12 protein-coding genes are annotated in these 16329 nt (G+C 44.3%); 10 read left to right on the top strand and 2 right to left on the bottom strand.

Translation table 11 applies throughout. The features are described 5' to 3' along the window. Window positions 1-138 precede the first annotated feature (138 nt). Together ptsP and ACTQWB_RS08065 are read left to right on the top strand one after the other, a co-directional pair. Window positions 139-1761, top strand: a complete 1623-nt coding sequence (ptsP, locus tag ACTQWB_RS08070; protein ID WP_441501528.1) for a phosphoenolpyruvate--protein phosphotransferase — start codon at window positions 139-141, stop codon at window positions 1759-1761. A 66-nt stretch (window positions 1762-1827) separates the two neighbouring features. Next, entirely contained in the window at window positions 1828-2964 is a 1137-nt protein-coding gene (locus tag ACTQWB_RS08065) for a DUF362 domain-containing protein (protein WP_441501529.1), read from the top strand. 153 nt (window positions 2965-3117) lie between these two features. Here ACTQWB_RS08065 and ACTQWB_RS08060 read toward each other — a convergent pair whose 3' ends face one another. Beyond that, the gene (locus ACTQWB_RS08060; protein ID WP_441501530.1) at window positions 3118-4002 is read right to left on the bottom strand and encodes a homocysteine S-methyltransferase family protein; all 885 of its coding nucleotides are present in this window, start codon (window positions 4000-4002) and stop codon (window positions 3118-3120) included. A 345-nt stretch (window positions 4003-4347) separates the two neighbouring features. On the opposite strand from ACTQWB_RS08060, the gene ACTQWB_RS08055 reads away from it, so the two are divergent. From ACTQWB_RS08055 to ACTQWB_RS08040, 4 genes are all read left to right on the top strand, one after another. After that, the gene (locus ACTQWB_RS08055; protein ID WP_441501531.1) at window positions 4348-5994 is read left to right on the top strand and encodes an LCP family glycopolymer transferase; all 1647 of its coding nucleotides are present in this window, start codon (window positions 4348-4350) and stop codon (window positions 5992-5994) included. Window positions 5995-6383: 389 nt separating this feature from the next. Then, window positions 6384-7310 (top strand): hypothetical protein, encoded by a 927-nt coding sequence (locus tag ACTQWB_RS08050; RefSeq protein ID WP_441501532.1) that lies wholly within the window; start codon window positions 6384-6386, stop codon window positions 7308-7310. 166 nt (window positions 7311-7476) lie between these two features. Further along, the gene (locus ACTQWB_RS08045; protein WP_441501533.1) at window positions 7477-8379 is read left to right on the top strand and encodes a hypothetical protein; all 903 of its coding nucleotides are present in this window, start codon (window positions 7477-7479) and stop codon (window positions 8377-8379) included. A gap of 59 nt (window positions 8380-8438) precedes the next feature. Then, the gene (locus tag ACTQWB_RS08040; protein WP_441501534.1) at window positions 8439-8657 is read left to right on the top strand and encodes a hypothetical protein; all 219 of its coding nucleotides are present in this window, start codon (window positions 8439-8441) and stop codon (window positions 8655-8657) included. Window positions 8658-9168: 511 nt separating this feature from the next. Here the strand turns inward: ACTQWB_RS08040 and ACTQWB_RS08035 are convergent. Further along, window positions 9169-10311 carry a tyrosine-type recombinase/integrase gene (locus tag ACTQWB_RS08035; RefSeq protein ID WP_441501535.1) on the bottom strand — a complete coding sequence of 381 codons (1143 nt, stop codon included), beginning with the start codon at window positions 10309-10311 and terminating at the stop codon, window positions 9169-9171. A 279-nt stretch (window positions 10312-10590) separates the two neighbouring features. Here ACTQWB_RS08035 and ACTQWB_RS08030 point away from each other — a divergent pair, with 279 nt between their 5' ends. The 4 genes from ACTQWB_RS08030 (at window position 10591) to ACTQWB_RS08015 (ending at window position 16266) form a co-directional block, all read left to right on the top strand. Then, the gene (locus tag ACTQWB_RS08030; protein WP_441501536.1) at window positions 10591-11775 is read left to right on the top strand and encodes a zinc ribbon domain-containing protein; all 1185 of its coding nucleotides are present in this window, start codon (window positions 10591-10593) and stop codon (window positions 11773-11775) included. A 259-nt stretch (window positions 11776-12034) separates the two neighbouring features. Further along, the gene (locus ACTQWB_RS08025) at window positions 12035-14101 is read left to right on the top strand and encodes a polysaccharide biosynthesis protein (protein ID WP_441501537.1); all 2067 of its coding nucleotides are present in this window, start codon (window positions 12035-12037) and stop codon (window positions 14099-14101) included. A 20-nt stretch (window positions 14102-14121) separates the two neighbouring features. Further along, on the top strand, window positions 14122-15390 hold the full coding sequence (locus ACTQWB_RS08020) for a DegT/DnrJ/EryC1/StrS family aminotransferase (RefSeq protein ID WP_441501538.1): 1269 nt from the start codon (window positions 14122-14124) through the stop codon (window positions 15388-15390). Window positions 15391-15525: 135 nt separating this feature from the next. Then, window positions 15526-16266, top strand: coding sequence for a sugar transferase (locus ACTQWB_RS08015; RefSeq protein WP_441501556.1), 741 nt, complete (start codon window positions 15526-15528; stop codon window positions 16264-16266). Window positions 16267-16329: the final 63 nt, after the last annotated feature.

Raw genomic sequence — 16329 nt, 5'->3', positions numbered from 1 at the left:
AAATGGGAATTTTCTTTGCTGGCTCTTTTTGTTTTCATTTGTTAATATGGTAAATAGTGAGGGCTTGTGGTAAAATAGGAACAATATGATAAAGAGAAGAGATACCTGACTAAGTGACGAATAACGAGGAGAGACAAAATGGAAATATATAAAGGTTCTTCTGCATTTGCCGGAATTGCTATTGGAAAAATACGGTTTTACCGGAAGGGAGAATACCAGGTGCGCCAGCATCAGGCAGATGATGTGAAGAAGGAATTGCGCAGCTTCGATGTGGCAAGGCGGCATGTGATGCAGACTTTGAAGGAAGAGTATGACGGGATGTCTGACCCTAAGATCCTGGAACAGGCACAGCTCCTTGGCTCGGGCAGCTTCCTTAGGGCAGTGGAGAGCATGATCACAGGGGAAAAGGTGACAGCCGCCTATGCGGTGCAGACTACCAGAGACGAGCTGCAAAGCACTTTTTCCAGCCTGACAGATCCTTCCATAAAAGAACGGATCCGCAATGTAAGCCGCGTATCCGGCCTGCTTCTGGAAATCCTGGGAGAGGATGAGAACCGGATCGACCTTGGGGAAGAGCCGGTGATTCTGGCGGCAGATACCCTGTCCCCGGCGGAACTGATGGAAATGGACAAGGAGAAGCTTCTTGGAATTGTTACCAGAAGCGGCTCGGCTACCTCCCATGCAGCAATCCTGGCGAAAAACATGGACATTCCCTGTGTTACCGGTATCGGGATTCCACAGACAGAAGAGGAATTGGAAGACAGCATGGCCATTATCGACGGATATACCGGCACTTTTTACCTGGAACCGGATGGGGAAGTGCGAAAAGAGTATGAAATTCGCCGGAAAGCAGACCTGGTAGAACGGGAAGCTCTTCTGAAGCTGCGAGATGAGGCAGACGTGACACAGGATGGCCATGAAGTGGGAATTTATGCCAATATCGGCAACCTGGACGACCTGAACAGCGCCCTTTACTATGGTGCAAGGGGAATCGGCCTTCTTAGAAGCGAATTCCAGTATCTTGGAAGAGAGAATTATCCAGGGGAAGAAGAACTTTTCCAGGCGTATAAGAAAGCTGCCCAGACAATGGGGGAACGGCTGGTGATCATCCGTACCGCGGATCTTGGAGCTGACAAACAGGCTTCTTATCTGGAGATACCGAAGGAGACCAATCCCCTTATGGGAAACCGTGGAATCCGCCTCAGCCTGGATCGTAAGAATCTGTTCAAAACACAGATCCGCGCCATCTACCGTGCCAGCTGGTATGGCAACCTGGGAATGATGTATCCCATGATCTGCTCGGAAGAAGAAATGGATGAGATAGAAGCACTGGTGGATGAGGTAAAAGAAGAGTTAACTACGGCGGGGGTGCCTTTTAAGGACATCCATACCGGAATTATGATGGAGACTCCGGCTGCTGTGATGATTGGGGAAGAGCTGGCCAGACGTGTGGATTTCCTTGGAATCGGAACTAATGACCTGACCCAGTACACCCTGGCCATGGACCGGCAGAACCCTTTGCTGCAGAAGAAATACAATGATCATCATCCGGCAATCCTGAAAATGATCCGGATGATCATAGAGGCAGGACATGCCCAGAACTGCCGGGTGTGCCTGTGTGGAGAGCTGGCAGCAGACACCAGACTGACAGAGACCTTTCTTCGTATGGGCGTGGATGCCCTGTCTGTGGTACCCGCCTGTATCCTGCCAGTGAGGAAAGCGCTTCGGGCAGCTCGTGTGGAAAACAGCATGCAGATGTAGAATAAATAGAAAGTGCCAGATTTGGAGTAGCGTTTAAAATACGCCAGATTTGCAAAAGGTAAACTCATGAACAAGAAAAGTAAAGTAATCGTATTGCCCTGCAACGATTATAATGAAGAAAAAATATACAATCTACTGAAAGAGGGCCTGAACCAGCTTGGAGGTCTGGAAACTCTTATTAATAAAGAAGAAAAAATTCTCCTAAAACCCAATCTTCTGAAAAAAGCAGAAGTAGAAAAAGCAGTGATCACTCATCCGGTAGTGGTAGGCGCATTCGCCCGGATCCTCCGGGAAGAAGGATATCAGAATATTGTGCTGGCGGATTCCTGTGGACACGGCACTACGAGGCAGGTTATTCAGGGAACGGGGATGGACACTTATCTGGAAAAATACCAGATTCCGGCCATCGACTACACCAAAGGTGTACATGTGGACAATCCACAGGGAGTCCAGGCGAAGGAATTTATCCTCCCCAAGGAACTGCTGGAAGCAGACTGCGTCGTTTCCCTCTCCAAGATGAAAACCCACGCCCTGGAGCGCATCACAGGAGCGGTAAAGAATAGCTATGGATTCATCTATGGAAAAAATAAAACAATCGGCCACACCAGATATCCCAGTGCAGACAGCTTCGCCCGTATGCTCATCGATCTGAACCAGTATGTGAAACCGAGACTGTATATTATGGACGGAATTACAGCAATGGAGGGGAATGGTCCCGGGTCTGGAGATCCGGTGGCGATGAATGTGATCCTTATGTCTACAGATCCGGTGGCACTGGACAGTGTATTTGCCAGGCTGGTCTATCTGGAGCCGGAAATGGTTCCAACCAATTACCACGGGGAAAAGATGGGGCTGGGAAACTGCCAGGAAAAAAACATTGAAATCATAAAGGGTAGTACGATTTCATTGAAGGAATTGGTAGAGCAGTATGGAAATCCGCACTTTAATGTGGATCGAACCAAAGTCCGCAGCAATATCTGGACCAGACTTGCCAAGGCCCTGAATATTTTTCAGAAGAAGCCTTACATCGAGCCAGATCAATGTGTCCGTTGTGGAATCTGTGTCAACAGCTGTCCGGTACCTGGCAAAGCGGTGGATTTCCGGAATGGAAAAGATAAGCCCCCGGTTTATGACTATAAGAAGTGTATCCGGTGCTTCTGCTGTCAGGAGATGTGTCCGAAGAAGGCTATTAAAGTGAAGTGAAAATAACAAATAAAAAGACCGCTGTAGAATAACGGAAACATTTTTATAGAAAAGAATGACAGTTATTTCACAGCGGTTTTTTGTTATTTATGATAGAGATATTTAACTTTCAGCACGGTGATGTCTGCGCAAGCAGCTATGCCAGCTTCACTTTTAGGCGCGGCCCAGTACCTTCGCCACAGCTTTAATATACTCCGGTGTGGTACCACAGCAGCCGCCAACGATACCAGCTCCGGCATCTATCAGAGCCTTCACATGTGTGGCGAATTCCTCTGCCTTCATGGAATACACCGCATTTCCCTTATCATCAATAAAAGGCATGCCTGCATTAGGCTTGGCAATAACCGGAATGGAAACATTCTCCTTAATATTGCGGATCACGGAAACCAGCTGGTCCGGTCCAACAGAACAGTTTACGCCAACGGCGTCTGCACCGGCTGCTTCCAGGGAAACTGCAGCTTCGATGGCATTTCCACCGCTGAAAATGCTTCCGTCTGCATCAACAGTCATGGTACACATAATCGGAAGGTCGCAGACCGTAGAAGCGGCATCCACAGCTGCCAGGGTTTCTTCTATATTAATCATGGTCTCTGCAACGATCAGGTCAACCCCGGAGTCTTTCAGAATCTTTAACTGCTCCTGATACATCTCAAAAGCTGCCTCATAGGTCATCTCACCTGCAGGCGCCATCATCTTACCGCTTGTAGTAATATCCGCGGCCACATACACCTTATGGTCAGCAGCATCTGCCACCTCTCTGGAATAGGAAACCAGAGTGCGGTTGATCTCTTCCATACGGTCCTGGAGACCGTGCATGGTCAGATTCACACGATTACCGCCAAAGGTAGGTGCATAGATAATATTACTGCCGGCTTCAATATAAGCTCTCTGGAGATTCTGGATCACATCCTTATGTGCCAGTACCCATTCCTCTGTGCAGACACCCTTGGGCATACCGGCTGCCATCAGATTAGAGCCGGTGGCTCCGTCCAAAATCACAATATTCTGTGTCAGTGCCTGAAAATCCTGTTTCGTCATATGATAATTCCTCCTTAGATAGGGCAGAGCATATCCCATATAAAAAATCTGGAACGCCATTTCTCTGCCGGATACGTTGATTCCGTCATAGTCCCATCCGCGTCCTGGAGCATGTGCCAATAATATTCCCGCAATCGGTACACTCCTTGAAATTATAACGTTTTCATAAAAAAATTTTTAGAAATCTTTCGTATTATAACACTATTTCGCTTGATTTTCCAGCTGTCAGCGTATAAAATATAGCATATGCTTTGAAAGGTTACTGTTTACCAAGTGCACAGTACCTTGAAAGTCCACATTTTACCATGTGGCAGACACTTTTTATAAAAGATAAGGAGTTTAAAGATGAGTAGAAGGAGAAGAAGAAACGACTGGATACCAGGTGCGGTGATCACCATCATCGTTATCATGCTTTCTGTTGTTTTTATGGGACTTCTGGCGATGACCAAGATGATCCCTACGATTTACATGCTGATCATCGGTATTGTACTTGCGGTGATCGCAGCGATTATCTGGCTGCTGGTATGGCACACCAGATACACAGGCCGGTTTATAGGAGGAACCATATTCGCAGTGATCATGGTAGCCATCCTTGGATTTGGCGGTTTCTATATTAATAAGACAAGATCAGCCATCAGCGATATTTCCGGTGTGACCACAGAGGTTACCCAGATGGCTGTTTATGTAAAGAGCGATGACGCAGCAGATTCCGTAGAGGCTACTGCCGGATATACTTTTGGTATCCTGTCCTCCCTGGACCGTGAGAATACAGACGGCGCAGTAGAGCATCTGAAGAGCCAGTTTGGCACAGATGTACAGACTACGGAATACGCAGGCCTTACCGAGCTGGCAGACGGACTTCTGAACGGAGAAGTGAATGCCATGCTTCTGAACAGCGCATATCTCAGCGTATATGAGGATATGGACGGTTACACTGATTTCGGAACCAAGGTGAAAGAGGTTGGTACCGTAGATGTGGAGACCGAGATCCAGGCAGCCCAGGAGGAGACTCCGGTAGAGCCGATCACCACAGCTAATGGCGGTAAGGTTTACACCATTTACCTCAGCGGTATTGATACCAGAGGTGAGATGACAGCCAAGAGCCGAAGCGATGTGAATATTCTGGCTACCGTTAATACCGATACCCATGAGATCCTGCTGGTTTCCACACCACGTGATTACTATGTACCGCTTTCCATCTCCAATGGAGTACCGGATAAGCTGACACATGCCGGTATTTACGGCATTGATGTGTGTATGGATACTCTGGGAATGCTTTATGATATTGACATTAACTATTACTTCCGAATCAACTTCGGTGGATTTGTGAAAGTAATTGATGCACTTGGTGGAATCACGGTCGATTCTGATTATGACTTTAATTCTGGAAATATTACCGGATATCATTTTAACAAAGGTGAGAACTACTTAAATGGTGAGCAGGCCCTTGTATTTGCAAGAGAGCGTTACGCATTCCAGGAAGGTGACCGCCAGAGAGGTAAGAACCAGATGGCAGTTATCCGCGGTGTTGTGAAGAAAGCACTTTCCCCGGAGATTCTTACCAGCTATTCCTCCATTCTTTCCAGTCTGGATGGATGCTTCGGTACCAATATCACCTATGAGGAGATCGCACAGATCCTTCAGCAGCAGCTGACCAATGGCGGTGACTGGACCATCGTTTCCTACAGTGTAGATGGAACCGGTGCCACTGAAAAGCCATATTCCATGAGCCAGAAAGCATATGTCATGGTTCCGGATTACAATACCGTCGATAAGGCGAAGAGCCTTATGGAGAAAGTCCGCAACGGTGAGGTGGTTACCCAGGAAGAGGCTGATGCACCGATCAGCGGAAGCACAGAGAGCACCTCTACCCAGTCCGTAGCAGAGCCTGGTACAGTGGCAGCAGAGACAGCTGCTAATGCAGATGGAACTACTGCAGACGGCACTACTGCTGCAGATGGAACTACTACAGATACCACTACACAGCAGTAAGTGAATGGTATAATAAATTGGTAACTGTTCAGAACCAAATGGATTTGAGCAGTTGCATAAATTCTATAATGGATACTAACAGAAGCAGATTTTAGAGCAGTTTTCAATATGCGCTAGGATCTGCTTCTTTTTTTGAAAAGTTTATGGAAGAGTCTATTGGAAAATTTATAAACTTTTAAGATGATTTTTATAGTAAATTGTGATACTATAGAAATATGAGTAGGGGAAACTCAAAGAGCGCATATTAAGCTCATTTTAAATTGTATTTTACCGTTGCATTTTACAGAAGATAAATTCTGCACCATCATGTGCAGAAAATAAGAGGAACACGCCGAGGAAGCTTATGAAGTACATGAGATGACGATACAGAAATAAAAAGGAGAAATCTCATGCCAAACAGCAAACACGAAGATGCATTCCTGAAGATGGGAGTAGAGTACTTCCGGGAGCATATACTAAAATTACTCGGTATAAATTATAGTTACGAAGAGATCGGCCCCACAGAGCTGATCGCATTGACCATAAATGAACTGTATATGGACTTCACCTTTAAGACCACGGTGAAAGACCTATATATCCATATCGAATTCCAGACGACTAATAACTCAGAGAAGAAAAATCTGAGGCGTTTCCACTCTTATGATGCCTTATTTGCCCATAACATGGAGGCACAAGTAATTACATATGTAATTTACACAGGTGGAATCGAAGAAACCAAAGGAGAACTAAACTGCGGCATCTATACATACCGCGTGATCCCTGTGTATATGGGAAAGAAAAATGCGGATGGAATTATTTCACATTTAAAAAAGAAAAAAGCCGCAGGCGAAGCACTGACTGAAGACGATTACGCCCAGCTGAGTCTGACGCCACTAATGGGTGGAGATCTCAGCCGTAAGGATAAAATTAAAGAAGGAATCTTACTGGCGAAAGAGGAACATAATAGTATGGCGGATAAAGTTATGGCGATGTTATATACACTGGCAGACAAATTTCTGGATGGGGAAGAATTGAATGAAATCAAGGAGGTGATGACAATGACAAGATTGGGACAGATGATATATGCAGATGGAGAGAGCCGTGGCCGCGAAGTAGGAGAAAAACGTGGCCTTGAAATGGGAGAAAGACTGGGGCGTGAGGCTGGAGAAAAAATTGGTTGCGAGATTGGGCGAAGAAAAGGAATAGAAGAAACCCAGAGAAAAATGAATTGCCTCATAAATGCTTTGCTGTCAGCAAACCGAACAAGCGATTGCCTACGCGCTGCAAGAGATGAAGCCTACCGCGAGAAACTTATGGAAGAGCTAGGAATCAAATAACTCATAGGCAAGATAGAAGAAAAGTTTTAAATATTTGTTACTGGTTAAAAACACATTTCACAGAAGATAAATTCTGCACCATCATGTGCAGAAAATAAGAGAAACACGCCGAGGAAGCTTATGAAGTACATGAGATGACGATACAGAAATAAAAAGGAGAAATCTCATGCCAAACAGCAAACACGAAGATGCATTCCTGAAGATGGGAGTAGAGTACTTCCGGGAGCATATACTAAAATTACTCGGTATAAATTATAGTTACGAAGAGATCGGCCCTACCGAGCTGATCGCATTGACAATAAATGAACTATATATGGATTTTACCTTTAAGACTACGGTGAAAGACCTATATATCCATATCGAATTCCAGACCACGAACAATTCTGAGAAGAAAAATCTGAGGCGGTTCCACTCCTATGATGCTTTATTTGCTCATAACATGGAGGCACAGGTAATTACATATGTAATCTACACAGGTGGAATCGAAAAAACCAAGGGAGAATTAAACTGTGGCATCTATACATACCGTGTGATCCCTGTGTATATGGGAAAGAAAAATGCGGATGGAATTATTTCACATTTAAAAGAGAAAAAAGCCGCAGGTGAAGCACTGACAGAAGACGATTACGCCCAGCTGAGTCTGACGCCACTAATGGGTGGAGATCTCAGCCGTAAGGATAAAATTAAAGAAGGAATCTTACTGGCGAAAGAGGAACATAATAGTATGGCGGATAAAGTTATGGCGATGTTATATACACTGGCAGACAAATTTCTGGATGGGGAAGAATTGAATGAAATCAAGGAGGCGATGACAATGACGAGATTAGGACAGATGCTCATGGATGATGGAATTAAAATCGGAGAAAACCGCGGGTTAGAGATTGGAAGAATAGAAGGTAAACGGGCTGGTAGAAAAGCTGGCAGAAGAGAAGGCAGAAAATCAGGCGAGAAGAAAATGGCTACTCTATATGAAAAGTTGGAATCAGCCAGCCGCGGAACGGAATATTTACGAGCTTGCAAGGATGAAAATTATCGTAAGAAACTTATGGAAGAATTTAAAATAAGGTAAGAAAAAGTACATTTCGAAGATAAGAGAAACATTTCGAGAATGGCTAGGAGACGATGACAATGACGAGATTGGGACAGATGATATATGCAGCTGGAGAAAAAATCGGACGTGAGATTGGGATGAGTGAAGGAAGAAGAAAAGGAATAGAGGAAACCCAGAGAAAAATGAATTCCCTCATAAATGCTTTGCTGTCAGCAAACCGAACAAGCGATTGCCTACGCGCTGCAAGGGATGAAGCTTACCGCGAGAAACTTATGGAAGAGCTTGGAATAAGATAACCCACAAGCCAGGACTGATCAGTGACCTGCGGATCAATCCTGGCTTCTCTTATACAATACGATAGTACAAATTGTGCTTAACTGGACAACGGTCAGACATAGAGTGAATAATAAAGTAAAAGTGAAACTAAGCCTGTAAATAAAAAGCAAAAAGGAAAATAGAAAATCCATAAGAAACACAGCAAGAAAAGCAACAAGAAACGTAATAAGAATATAAATAAAAGACAATAAGAAAATCAATAATTATAAATCTATACAACAGAAAAATTCAAATAAAACAGAAAAAAGCAAATAAAAAAGATGACCCCTCAGTCGCATTATTCCAGTAATGCGTATTTGTGCTGCCAATCAGCCAAAACAAAGTCCAGATTGGACTACTGACCATGTAAACAGACCCCTTATTTTTGCACGAAAAAAAGACAGCCATCCGAAAAGCGTCGTATCGTCGCGCTCTGAATGGCTGCCTTTATCCCGTTGTACCATATTGAATTTTAAGATTTTGCTATGAGTTCTATATTACCTGCCCCATCATCTGATTCATATACTGCCGCTTAGTCTCTGCTTGGATGTGCACATACAGATCCAGAGTGGTGCGCACAGAGGTGTGCCCCAGAATCTCAGACAGCGACTTGGTGTCAAATCCGTGCTCCACCCAGCGGCAGGAGAATTGATGGCGCAGGGCGTGGATTTTGATCGGCGGAATCCCGCACTTCTTTAGCAATGTAGCATATCTGCGCTGGATCACCCGTGGCTCCATGCACTTGCTGGTGCCAGACAATATATAAGAAGAATTATCCTTACAAAACCGCTTTGCATAAAAAAGCAGCTTGTCCGGCAGGGGGATTTCCCGGTTGGAATGCTCCGTTTTCGGAGCCCCGATATACAGACAGGTTTTTGGGACTTTGCCTGTAATCGGATCTGGAATCTGATCCAGATTCTTAATGCGGATCACGGTCCTCTGTATGCGTATCTTGCGCTGGGAAAAATCAATATCCCCACAGCGGAGCCCGGCCAGCTCCCCCACACGGATGCCGGTATGCATACAAAGCAGCAGCCCGAAACAGAACTCATCGATGCTTTCCGTAAGGAATTTCTCTAGTTTTTCATAATCCTTTAGCTTCATAATCTGAACCTCCTGATTTTTTCCTGTAAGATGGGGATACCGGATGGGCTCACTGGTGTAGATGCCCTGCTTTTCGGCGTAGCCAAGGATATTGCGGAGTACGCTTAAGGTAACATGAATGGTTCCGGCTGACAGCCCCTGGTTCTTTTTCTTATGAACAAACTGGTTGATTCCGGTGTTGGTGATTCTGCGGATCTGTGTGCTTCCAAACTCCGGGAGAAGATGATTCTCCAGAATCGTTTTGTAATTGGAAAATGTGCTGTCCTTAATGGTATAGCGGATGTCCTGTTGCCAGTGGGCGGACACTGTCTGGAACGTTGCCTGGTAATCCAGGGCACCGGGAGTACGGATCAGATGTCCATAGCCCGGCAGTTCAGCAATCTTTTTATTTCGCTTGTCCTTTACTTCACCATAGGTTTTGCCATAAATGGAACCGTAATGGATCCTGCCATCTGGATCCCGGTATTTGATAAAACGGGCTTCCCAGCGCCCGTCCTTGCGTTTGCGGATGTTTTCACCTTTTCTGCACATAACTGCCTCCTTATTTTTATGTACCAATTATTTGACCACGCAAATATTTTATATCGAAAAAATCTCTTTGAAAAATGAATGGGAAAAGTGTAAATTCGGAGTCAATTATGGTATATTTCGACAAAAAAAGCCTATAGTCACTATAATTGGTTGACTTTCCCTCTTATTCGCGATAGAATGAAAAACGACGATGGGAAAGAAAGCAGAAAGTCTGCCTGGATGACCGTCGCATTACTGGAATAATACGAAAAAGAAAAGCGAAAATCACAGAAAAAACCTATGAAAACAGGATACAGCATCCGAACCTGGCGCATGCGCCTGGTTTGTCCGGAGCCTATATGGCTGGACAGGACAGAAGAATATTTTCAGAACGTGGTGGAGTTTTACTACCACCTTTTGAGACAGCATGAAGAACTGTGGAACAGCAGCCTCTTCGACATCCAGCGCAGCCTGGAGCTCCTGACCCTTGCCGGTCGGGACGGCAGACAGCCCACCAACCCCTTACCAATGGGAAAAGTACCTGTCTACCTGAGACGCGCTGCCATCAACAAAGCATCTGCCACAGTGAAAAGCACCCAGGAGCTTCAATCTGGATTCCCAGAGAAGCTGGAAGCCAAGGTTACTTTTTTCAAAGGAATGTATTCCGACCTCACCGACAGATCCATCTGCCTGAAGCTGTGGAACGGTGAGAAATGGATCTGGACAGACTGCAAGCTGAAAGGACGCCCCTTTCCCCAAGATGGTCAGCTAATGTCGCCCACCCTGGTAAAAGAGGGCAGGCGCTACCTGCTGAATATCCCGGTGAAACAGGAGAACAGCGACGCCCGCACTGCCAAAGAACGAATGGCAGAAGGCACGAACCTGTGCAGTGTCCGCTTTACAAACACAGACACCTTCGCAGTGTGCTGCATTCTGGATGAGCAGGGAAATCAGCTGGCGGTACACACCTGCCGGGGCGGAGATGCGTACCGCCACCGCTGCAAGTTGCTGGAGACCAGAATACAGAAATCCAGACCAAACACAGTGGGAGACAATAGTCCCCAGCCAAACCGGAAGTACTACATGCACCTGAAGAACCTGTCCGAGCACTACGCCCATCAGGTCAGCCGTGAGATCCTGAACTTCTGCAAAGAGAATCAGGCAGGAATCATTGTCCTCCCCGATTACGACCAGAATTTCACCCGGATGGTAATGGTAAAAAGCGGCAATTTTTCCCCGCTTCACTTAAGCAGTAAGATTCGGACCAACCTGCAGTACAAAGCCTGGGCAGAAGGAATTCTGGTACTGGAAACCAGAACAGACGGACTGAAAGACAAATGTGCCATCTGCGGCGGCAAGGTTCGTCGGAAGGAAAATGAATTCCTCTGTGAAAATGGTCATCAGGGAAACCGCTTCCTGAATGACGCCAGAAATCTTGGCAGGAAATGCCAGGACAGTTTTTTTCGCGGAAGTAGAACAAAATAATTATTGACAACAAAGAGAGAAATGATAATAAGCAGCGTTACGAACGCTCTTATCTATAAAACCGGGTAACCGGGCAAAGAGGCTGCGCCAGTGACGCAGGCTTTTCGGCAGACCACCGCCGGTGCGGGTTCCGGACTTCCCCAAGATATCATGGGAGTCGCCGAAGCACCAGACAGGAAGCTATCTGGTAAGTGGTCAAAGTTATGAAAAATGGGAGGAAAGGACTGGGGGGGGGTAACTCCGTCCGTATGATTAAGAAATGACAACGAAAAAACAAAAAACCGAACGCAAAAAAAGAAAGTTGGAGCATTGGCAGGTAATCGCACTTTATCTGGTTATTTATGATGTGATCGCCGTAAACGCCGCATACTTTCTCGGACTGTGGTTCCGCTTTGATTGTACATACTCTGCAATACCCGGAGAATATTTGTCTGCCTATCTGAAATTTGCACCATGGTATACAGTATTCTCTGTTTTTGTCTTTTGGGCATTGCGCCTCTATAACAGCGTATGGCGCTTCGCAAGCTACAGTGAGCTGTTAAGAATTGGCTTATCTACTATACTTACATTCCTGTTCCAGATAATTGGAATCACATTTGCTATTCAGAGAATGCCAATGTCCTATTATCTCTTCGGAACCATTATTCAATTTTGCCTGATTACAGGAATCCGCTTTTCATATCGATTTGTTCTTCTGGAAAGAACACGGAAACAGAAGGAAGAGGAAGGTCCGCTGCATCACATTATGTTGATCGGTGCCGGCCAGGCAGGACAGATCATTCTCCGCGACGTGGAACGCGCCAAAGAGCCGAAAGGAAAGGTCTGCTGTATTATTGACGATAACCCGAATAAATGGGGACGTTATATGGAGAGTGTGCCCATTGTAGGCGGTCGTGATGACATTCTCGCAAGCGCAAAGAAATATAAAATCGACCAGATTCTTCTGGCAATTCCAAGCGCAAGTGCAGCAGCGCGAAGAGATATCCTGAACATCTGCAAGGAAACCAAATGCGAAATGAAGATTCTTCCAGGTGTGTATCAGTTTGTCACCGGAGAGGTGTCCCTCAGCAAAATGAAAGACGTGGCAGTGGAAGACCTTCTCGGAAGAGAACCTATTAAAGTAAATATGGATGAGATTTTCCGCTACATCAGTGGAAAAACTATTCTGGTAACTGGTGGTGGCGGTTCCATCGGAAGTGAGCTTTGCCGTCAGATCGCAGCCCACGCGCCGAAACGACTGGTAATCTTCGATGTCTATGAGAACAATGCCTACGACATTGAACAGGAGCTTCGCTCCAAATATCCACATCTGGATCTGGTGGTACTGATCGGCTCCGTGCGCGACACCAGAAAGATCAACAACGTATTTGAAACATACAAACCAGACATTGTTTACCATGCAGCTGCCCATAAGCATGTACCTCTTATGGAGACAAGCCCATGCGAGGCAATCAAGAACAATGTAATGGGAACCTATAAAACAGCCCATGCAGCTTTGAAAAATGGTTGCCAGCGCTTCGTGCTGATCAGTACGGACAAAGCTGTAAATCCAACCAACATCATGGGAGCCAGCAAACGTCTCTGTGAGATGGTCATCCAGACTATGGATAAGATCAGCAGAACCGGAAGAGAAGATCTGCTTCCATTACTGGGAAGCCACTATGAAGACAGCGAGGAAGCACTTGCAGAGGTGGCAGCGGCTTGTGAAAATCCAGGTGCAAATGGTGAGAGAAAATACAGGACTGAGTTTGTGGCAGTGCGTTTCGGAAATGTGCTGGGAAGTAATGGATCTGTTATTCCGCTGTTTAAGAAACAGATTGCCAAAGGCGGTCCGGTAACGGTTACCCATCCGGACATCATCCGTTATTTTATGACCATTCCGGAGGCGGTAAGTCTGGTGCTCCAGGCTGGAACCTATGCCAAAGGCGGAGAAATCTTCGTCCTGGATATGGGGGCTCCGGTGAAGATTGATACACTGGCAAGAAACCTGATCAAGATGTCAGGGCTGACACCGGATGTGGATATTAAAGTGGAATACACCGGACTGAGACCTGGGGAGAAGCTTTATGAAGAGAAGCTGATGGCAGAGGAAGGGTTGACGAAGACGGATAATGATCTGATTCATATTGGGAAACCAATTCCATTTGACGCAGATGTGTTCTTACATCAGCTTGAGAATTTGGCTATGGTGGCTTATGGAAATGATCCGGATATAAGAAGCTATGTGGAAGAGATTGTACCGACTTATCATGCGGCGAAGGATGATCTGAAGCTGCATGGGGAGACATATAAGAAGCTGTTTGAAAAGGCAGCAGGAAATAAATAACAGGAAAAGAGGAAGTTATCATGTTCAGTAACAAAAATGATTTTCAGCCTTTTGAGTCAAAGGTATGGCTTAGCAGTCCAACAATGTATCCAGACAGTATGAAATATGTTATGGAAGCATATGAGACAAACTGGATGTCTACTGTTGGCGCAAATATTAATGAAGTAGAACGCATGGCTTGTGAGAAAGTTGGCTGCAAATATGCGGTAGCTTTATCCGCAGGAACTGCAGCACTCCATATGGCAGTAAAGCTTGCAGGAGTAAAGCCGGGAGATAAAGTATTTTGTTCCGATATGACATTTGATGCGACTGTAAATCCTGTTGTATATGAAGGGGGTGTACCTGTATTTATTGATACAGAGTATGATACCTGGAATATGGATCCTGTTGCTTTGGAGAAAGCATTTGAAATTTACCCAGAAGTAAAAGTAGTTGTTGTAGCTCATCTTTATGGAACTCCGGGAAAAGTAGATGAGATTAAAGTAATCTGCGAAAAACATGGTGCAACAATCATTGAAGATGCTGCAGAATCCCTTGGAGCAACTTATAAAGGTGTACAGACTGGAACATTTGGTACATATAATGCAATTTCCTTTAATGGAAATAAAATTATTACAGGTTCTTCAGGAGGAATGCTTCTTACAGACAGCGAAGATGCAGCAAATAAGGTTCGTAAATGGTCTACACAGGCCAGAGAGAATGCACCGTGGTATCAGCATGAAGAACTTGGCTATAACTACAGAATGAGCAATGTGATTGCTGGTGTAGTTAGAAATCAGTTCCCTCATCTGGAGGAGCACATTTCACAGAAGAAAGCAATTTATGAAAGATATAAAGAAGGATTCAAAAACCTTCCTGTGAAAATGAATCCATATGATGAAAATAACAGTGAACCTAATTTCTGGTTATCTTGCATGATCATTGATGAAGAAGCAATGTGCAAGCAGGTGAGAGGAGAGTGTGATGTACTTTACACACCAGAAGCAGGAAAAAGCTGTCCTACAGAGATTTTGGACGCAATCAGCAGTATTAATGCGGAAGGACGTCCGATTTGGAAACCAATGCATATGCAGCCGATTTATAGAATGAATGGTTTTGTAACAAGAGAAGGAAATGGTAGAGCAAAGACAAATGCTTATATTGCTGGTGGAATGCTGAGTAGAGTGGATGGAAAACCGCTTGATATTGGTATGGATATTTTTGCAAGAGGTCTTTGTCTGCCAAGTGATAATAAGATGACAGAAGAGCAGCAGGATAAGATTATTGCTGTGATTCGTGCTTGTTTTTAAAACGATATGTATTTAAAAGAGGGGATATATGTGCTGAAGAATATAGTTGGATTATTTGGTGTAATTGTTATTATAGTTGCCATAACTGTAATATTGAAAAATCAGGCAAAAAAAACTACATACAAAGCGGAAGAAATGGAACCAATTTGCACACGAAAATTGGACTTCTATGAAAAATATATTAAGAGAGTATTGGACATAATTTGTGCTGGTTGTGCTATTTTATGTTTTAGTCCACTTTATTTAATAATAGCAATATTAGTTAAGATAAAATTAGGAAGTCCAGTTATATTTACGCAAGATCGACCGGGTTTAATAGATAAAGATGGAAGAGAAAACATATTTAAAATGTATAAGTTTCGAACAATGACTAATGAAAGAGATAAATCTGGTAATTTACTTCCTGATGATATTAGATTGACACAATTTGGAAAATGGCTAAGGAGAACTAGTTTAGATGAATTGCCAGAGGCATTTAATATATTAAATGGAACAATGTCTATTATTGGTCCTCGTCCTCAACTTGTAAGAGATATGGTTTTTATGGATAAAGAACAGAGAAAGCGGCATTCAGCAAAACCTGGTTTATCAGGGTTAGCTCAAGTTAATGGAAGAAATGCTATTTCGTGGGATAAGAAAATTGAATGGGATTTGAAATATGTTAAGAACGTAAGCTTTTTGGAGGATATTAAGGTCGTTTTTTCTACGGTAAAAAAAGTGTTTCTAAAAAAAGAGGGCATTACGCAAGGTGATATGGCAACGGCTGAAGATTATGGCGATTACTTACTGAGAATGGGAAGGATTAGTCAAGAAAAATATCAGGAAAGGCAAGAGTGTGCAAAGAATATATTAGTATATAATAAAATTGAGAACTGATATTCATAAAATATTGCGCGCTGATGAAACCGGTTATTTTGTTTGAATTATTTTTATAAAGGC

The organism is Blautia sp. HCP3S3_H10_2 (assembly GCF_052122375.1).
In the GTDB taxonomy this organism is placed as follows: domain Bacteria; phylum Bacillota; class Clostridia; order Lachnospirales; family Lachnospiraceae; genus Blautia_A.
The sequence above is the reverse complement of the archived record's forward strand: the minus strand, read 5'-3'. Positions and strand labels throughout refer to the sequence as shown.

Excerpts from the sequence above, each read along its gene's own strand:
- ptsP (WP_441501528.1), top strand. The coding sequence starts at position 139 with ATGGAAATATATAAAGGTTCTTCTGCATTTGCCGGAATTGCTATTGGA.
- ACTQWB_RS08065 (WP_441501529.1), top strand. The coding sequence starts at position 1,828 with ATGAACAAGAAAAGTAAAGTAATCGTATTGCCCTGCAACGATTATAAT.
- ACTQWB_RS08060 (WP_441501530.1), bottom strand. The coding sequence starts at position 4,002 with ATGACGAAACAGGATTTTCAGGCACTGACACAGAATATTGTGATTTTG.
- ACTQWB_RS08055 (WP_441501531.1), top strand. The coding sequence starts at position 4,348 with ATGAGTAGAAGGAGAAGAAGAAACGACTGGATACCAGGTGCGGTGATC.
- ACTQWB_RS08050 (WP_441501532.1), top strand. The coding sequence starts at position 6,384 with ATGCCAAACAGCAAACACGAAGATGCATTCCTGAAGATGGGAGTAGAG.
- ACTQWB_RS08045 (WP_441501533.1), top strand. The coding sequence starts at position 7,477 with ATGCCAAACAGCAAACACGAAGATGCATTCCTGAAGATGGGAGTAGAG.
- ACTQWB_RS08040 (WP_441501534.1), top strand. The coding sequence starts at position 8,439 with ATGACGAGATTGGGACAGATGATATATGCAGCTGGAGAAAAAATCGGA.
- ACTQWB_RS08035 (WP_441501535.1), bottom strand. The coding sequence starts at position 10,311 with ATGTGCAGAAAAGGTGAAAACATCCGCAAACGCAAGGACGGGCGCTGG.
- ACTQWB_RS08030 (WP_441501536.1), top strand. The coding sequence starts at position 10,591 with ATGAAAACAGGATACAGCATCCGAACCTGGCGCATGCGCCTGGTTTGT.
- ACTQWB_RS08025 (WP_441501537.1), top strand. The coding sequence starts at position 12,035 with ATGACAACGAAAAAACAAAAAACCGAACGCAAAAAAAGAAAGTTGGAG.
- ACTQWB_RS08020 (WP_441501538.1), top strand. The coding sequence starts at position 14,122 with ATGTTCAGTAACAAAAATGATTTTCAGCCTTTTGAGTCAAAGGTATGG.
- ACTQWB_RS08015 (WP_441501556.1), top strand. The coding sequence starts at position 15,526 with ATGGAACCAATTTGCACACGAAAATTGGACTTCTATGAAAAATATATT.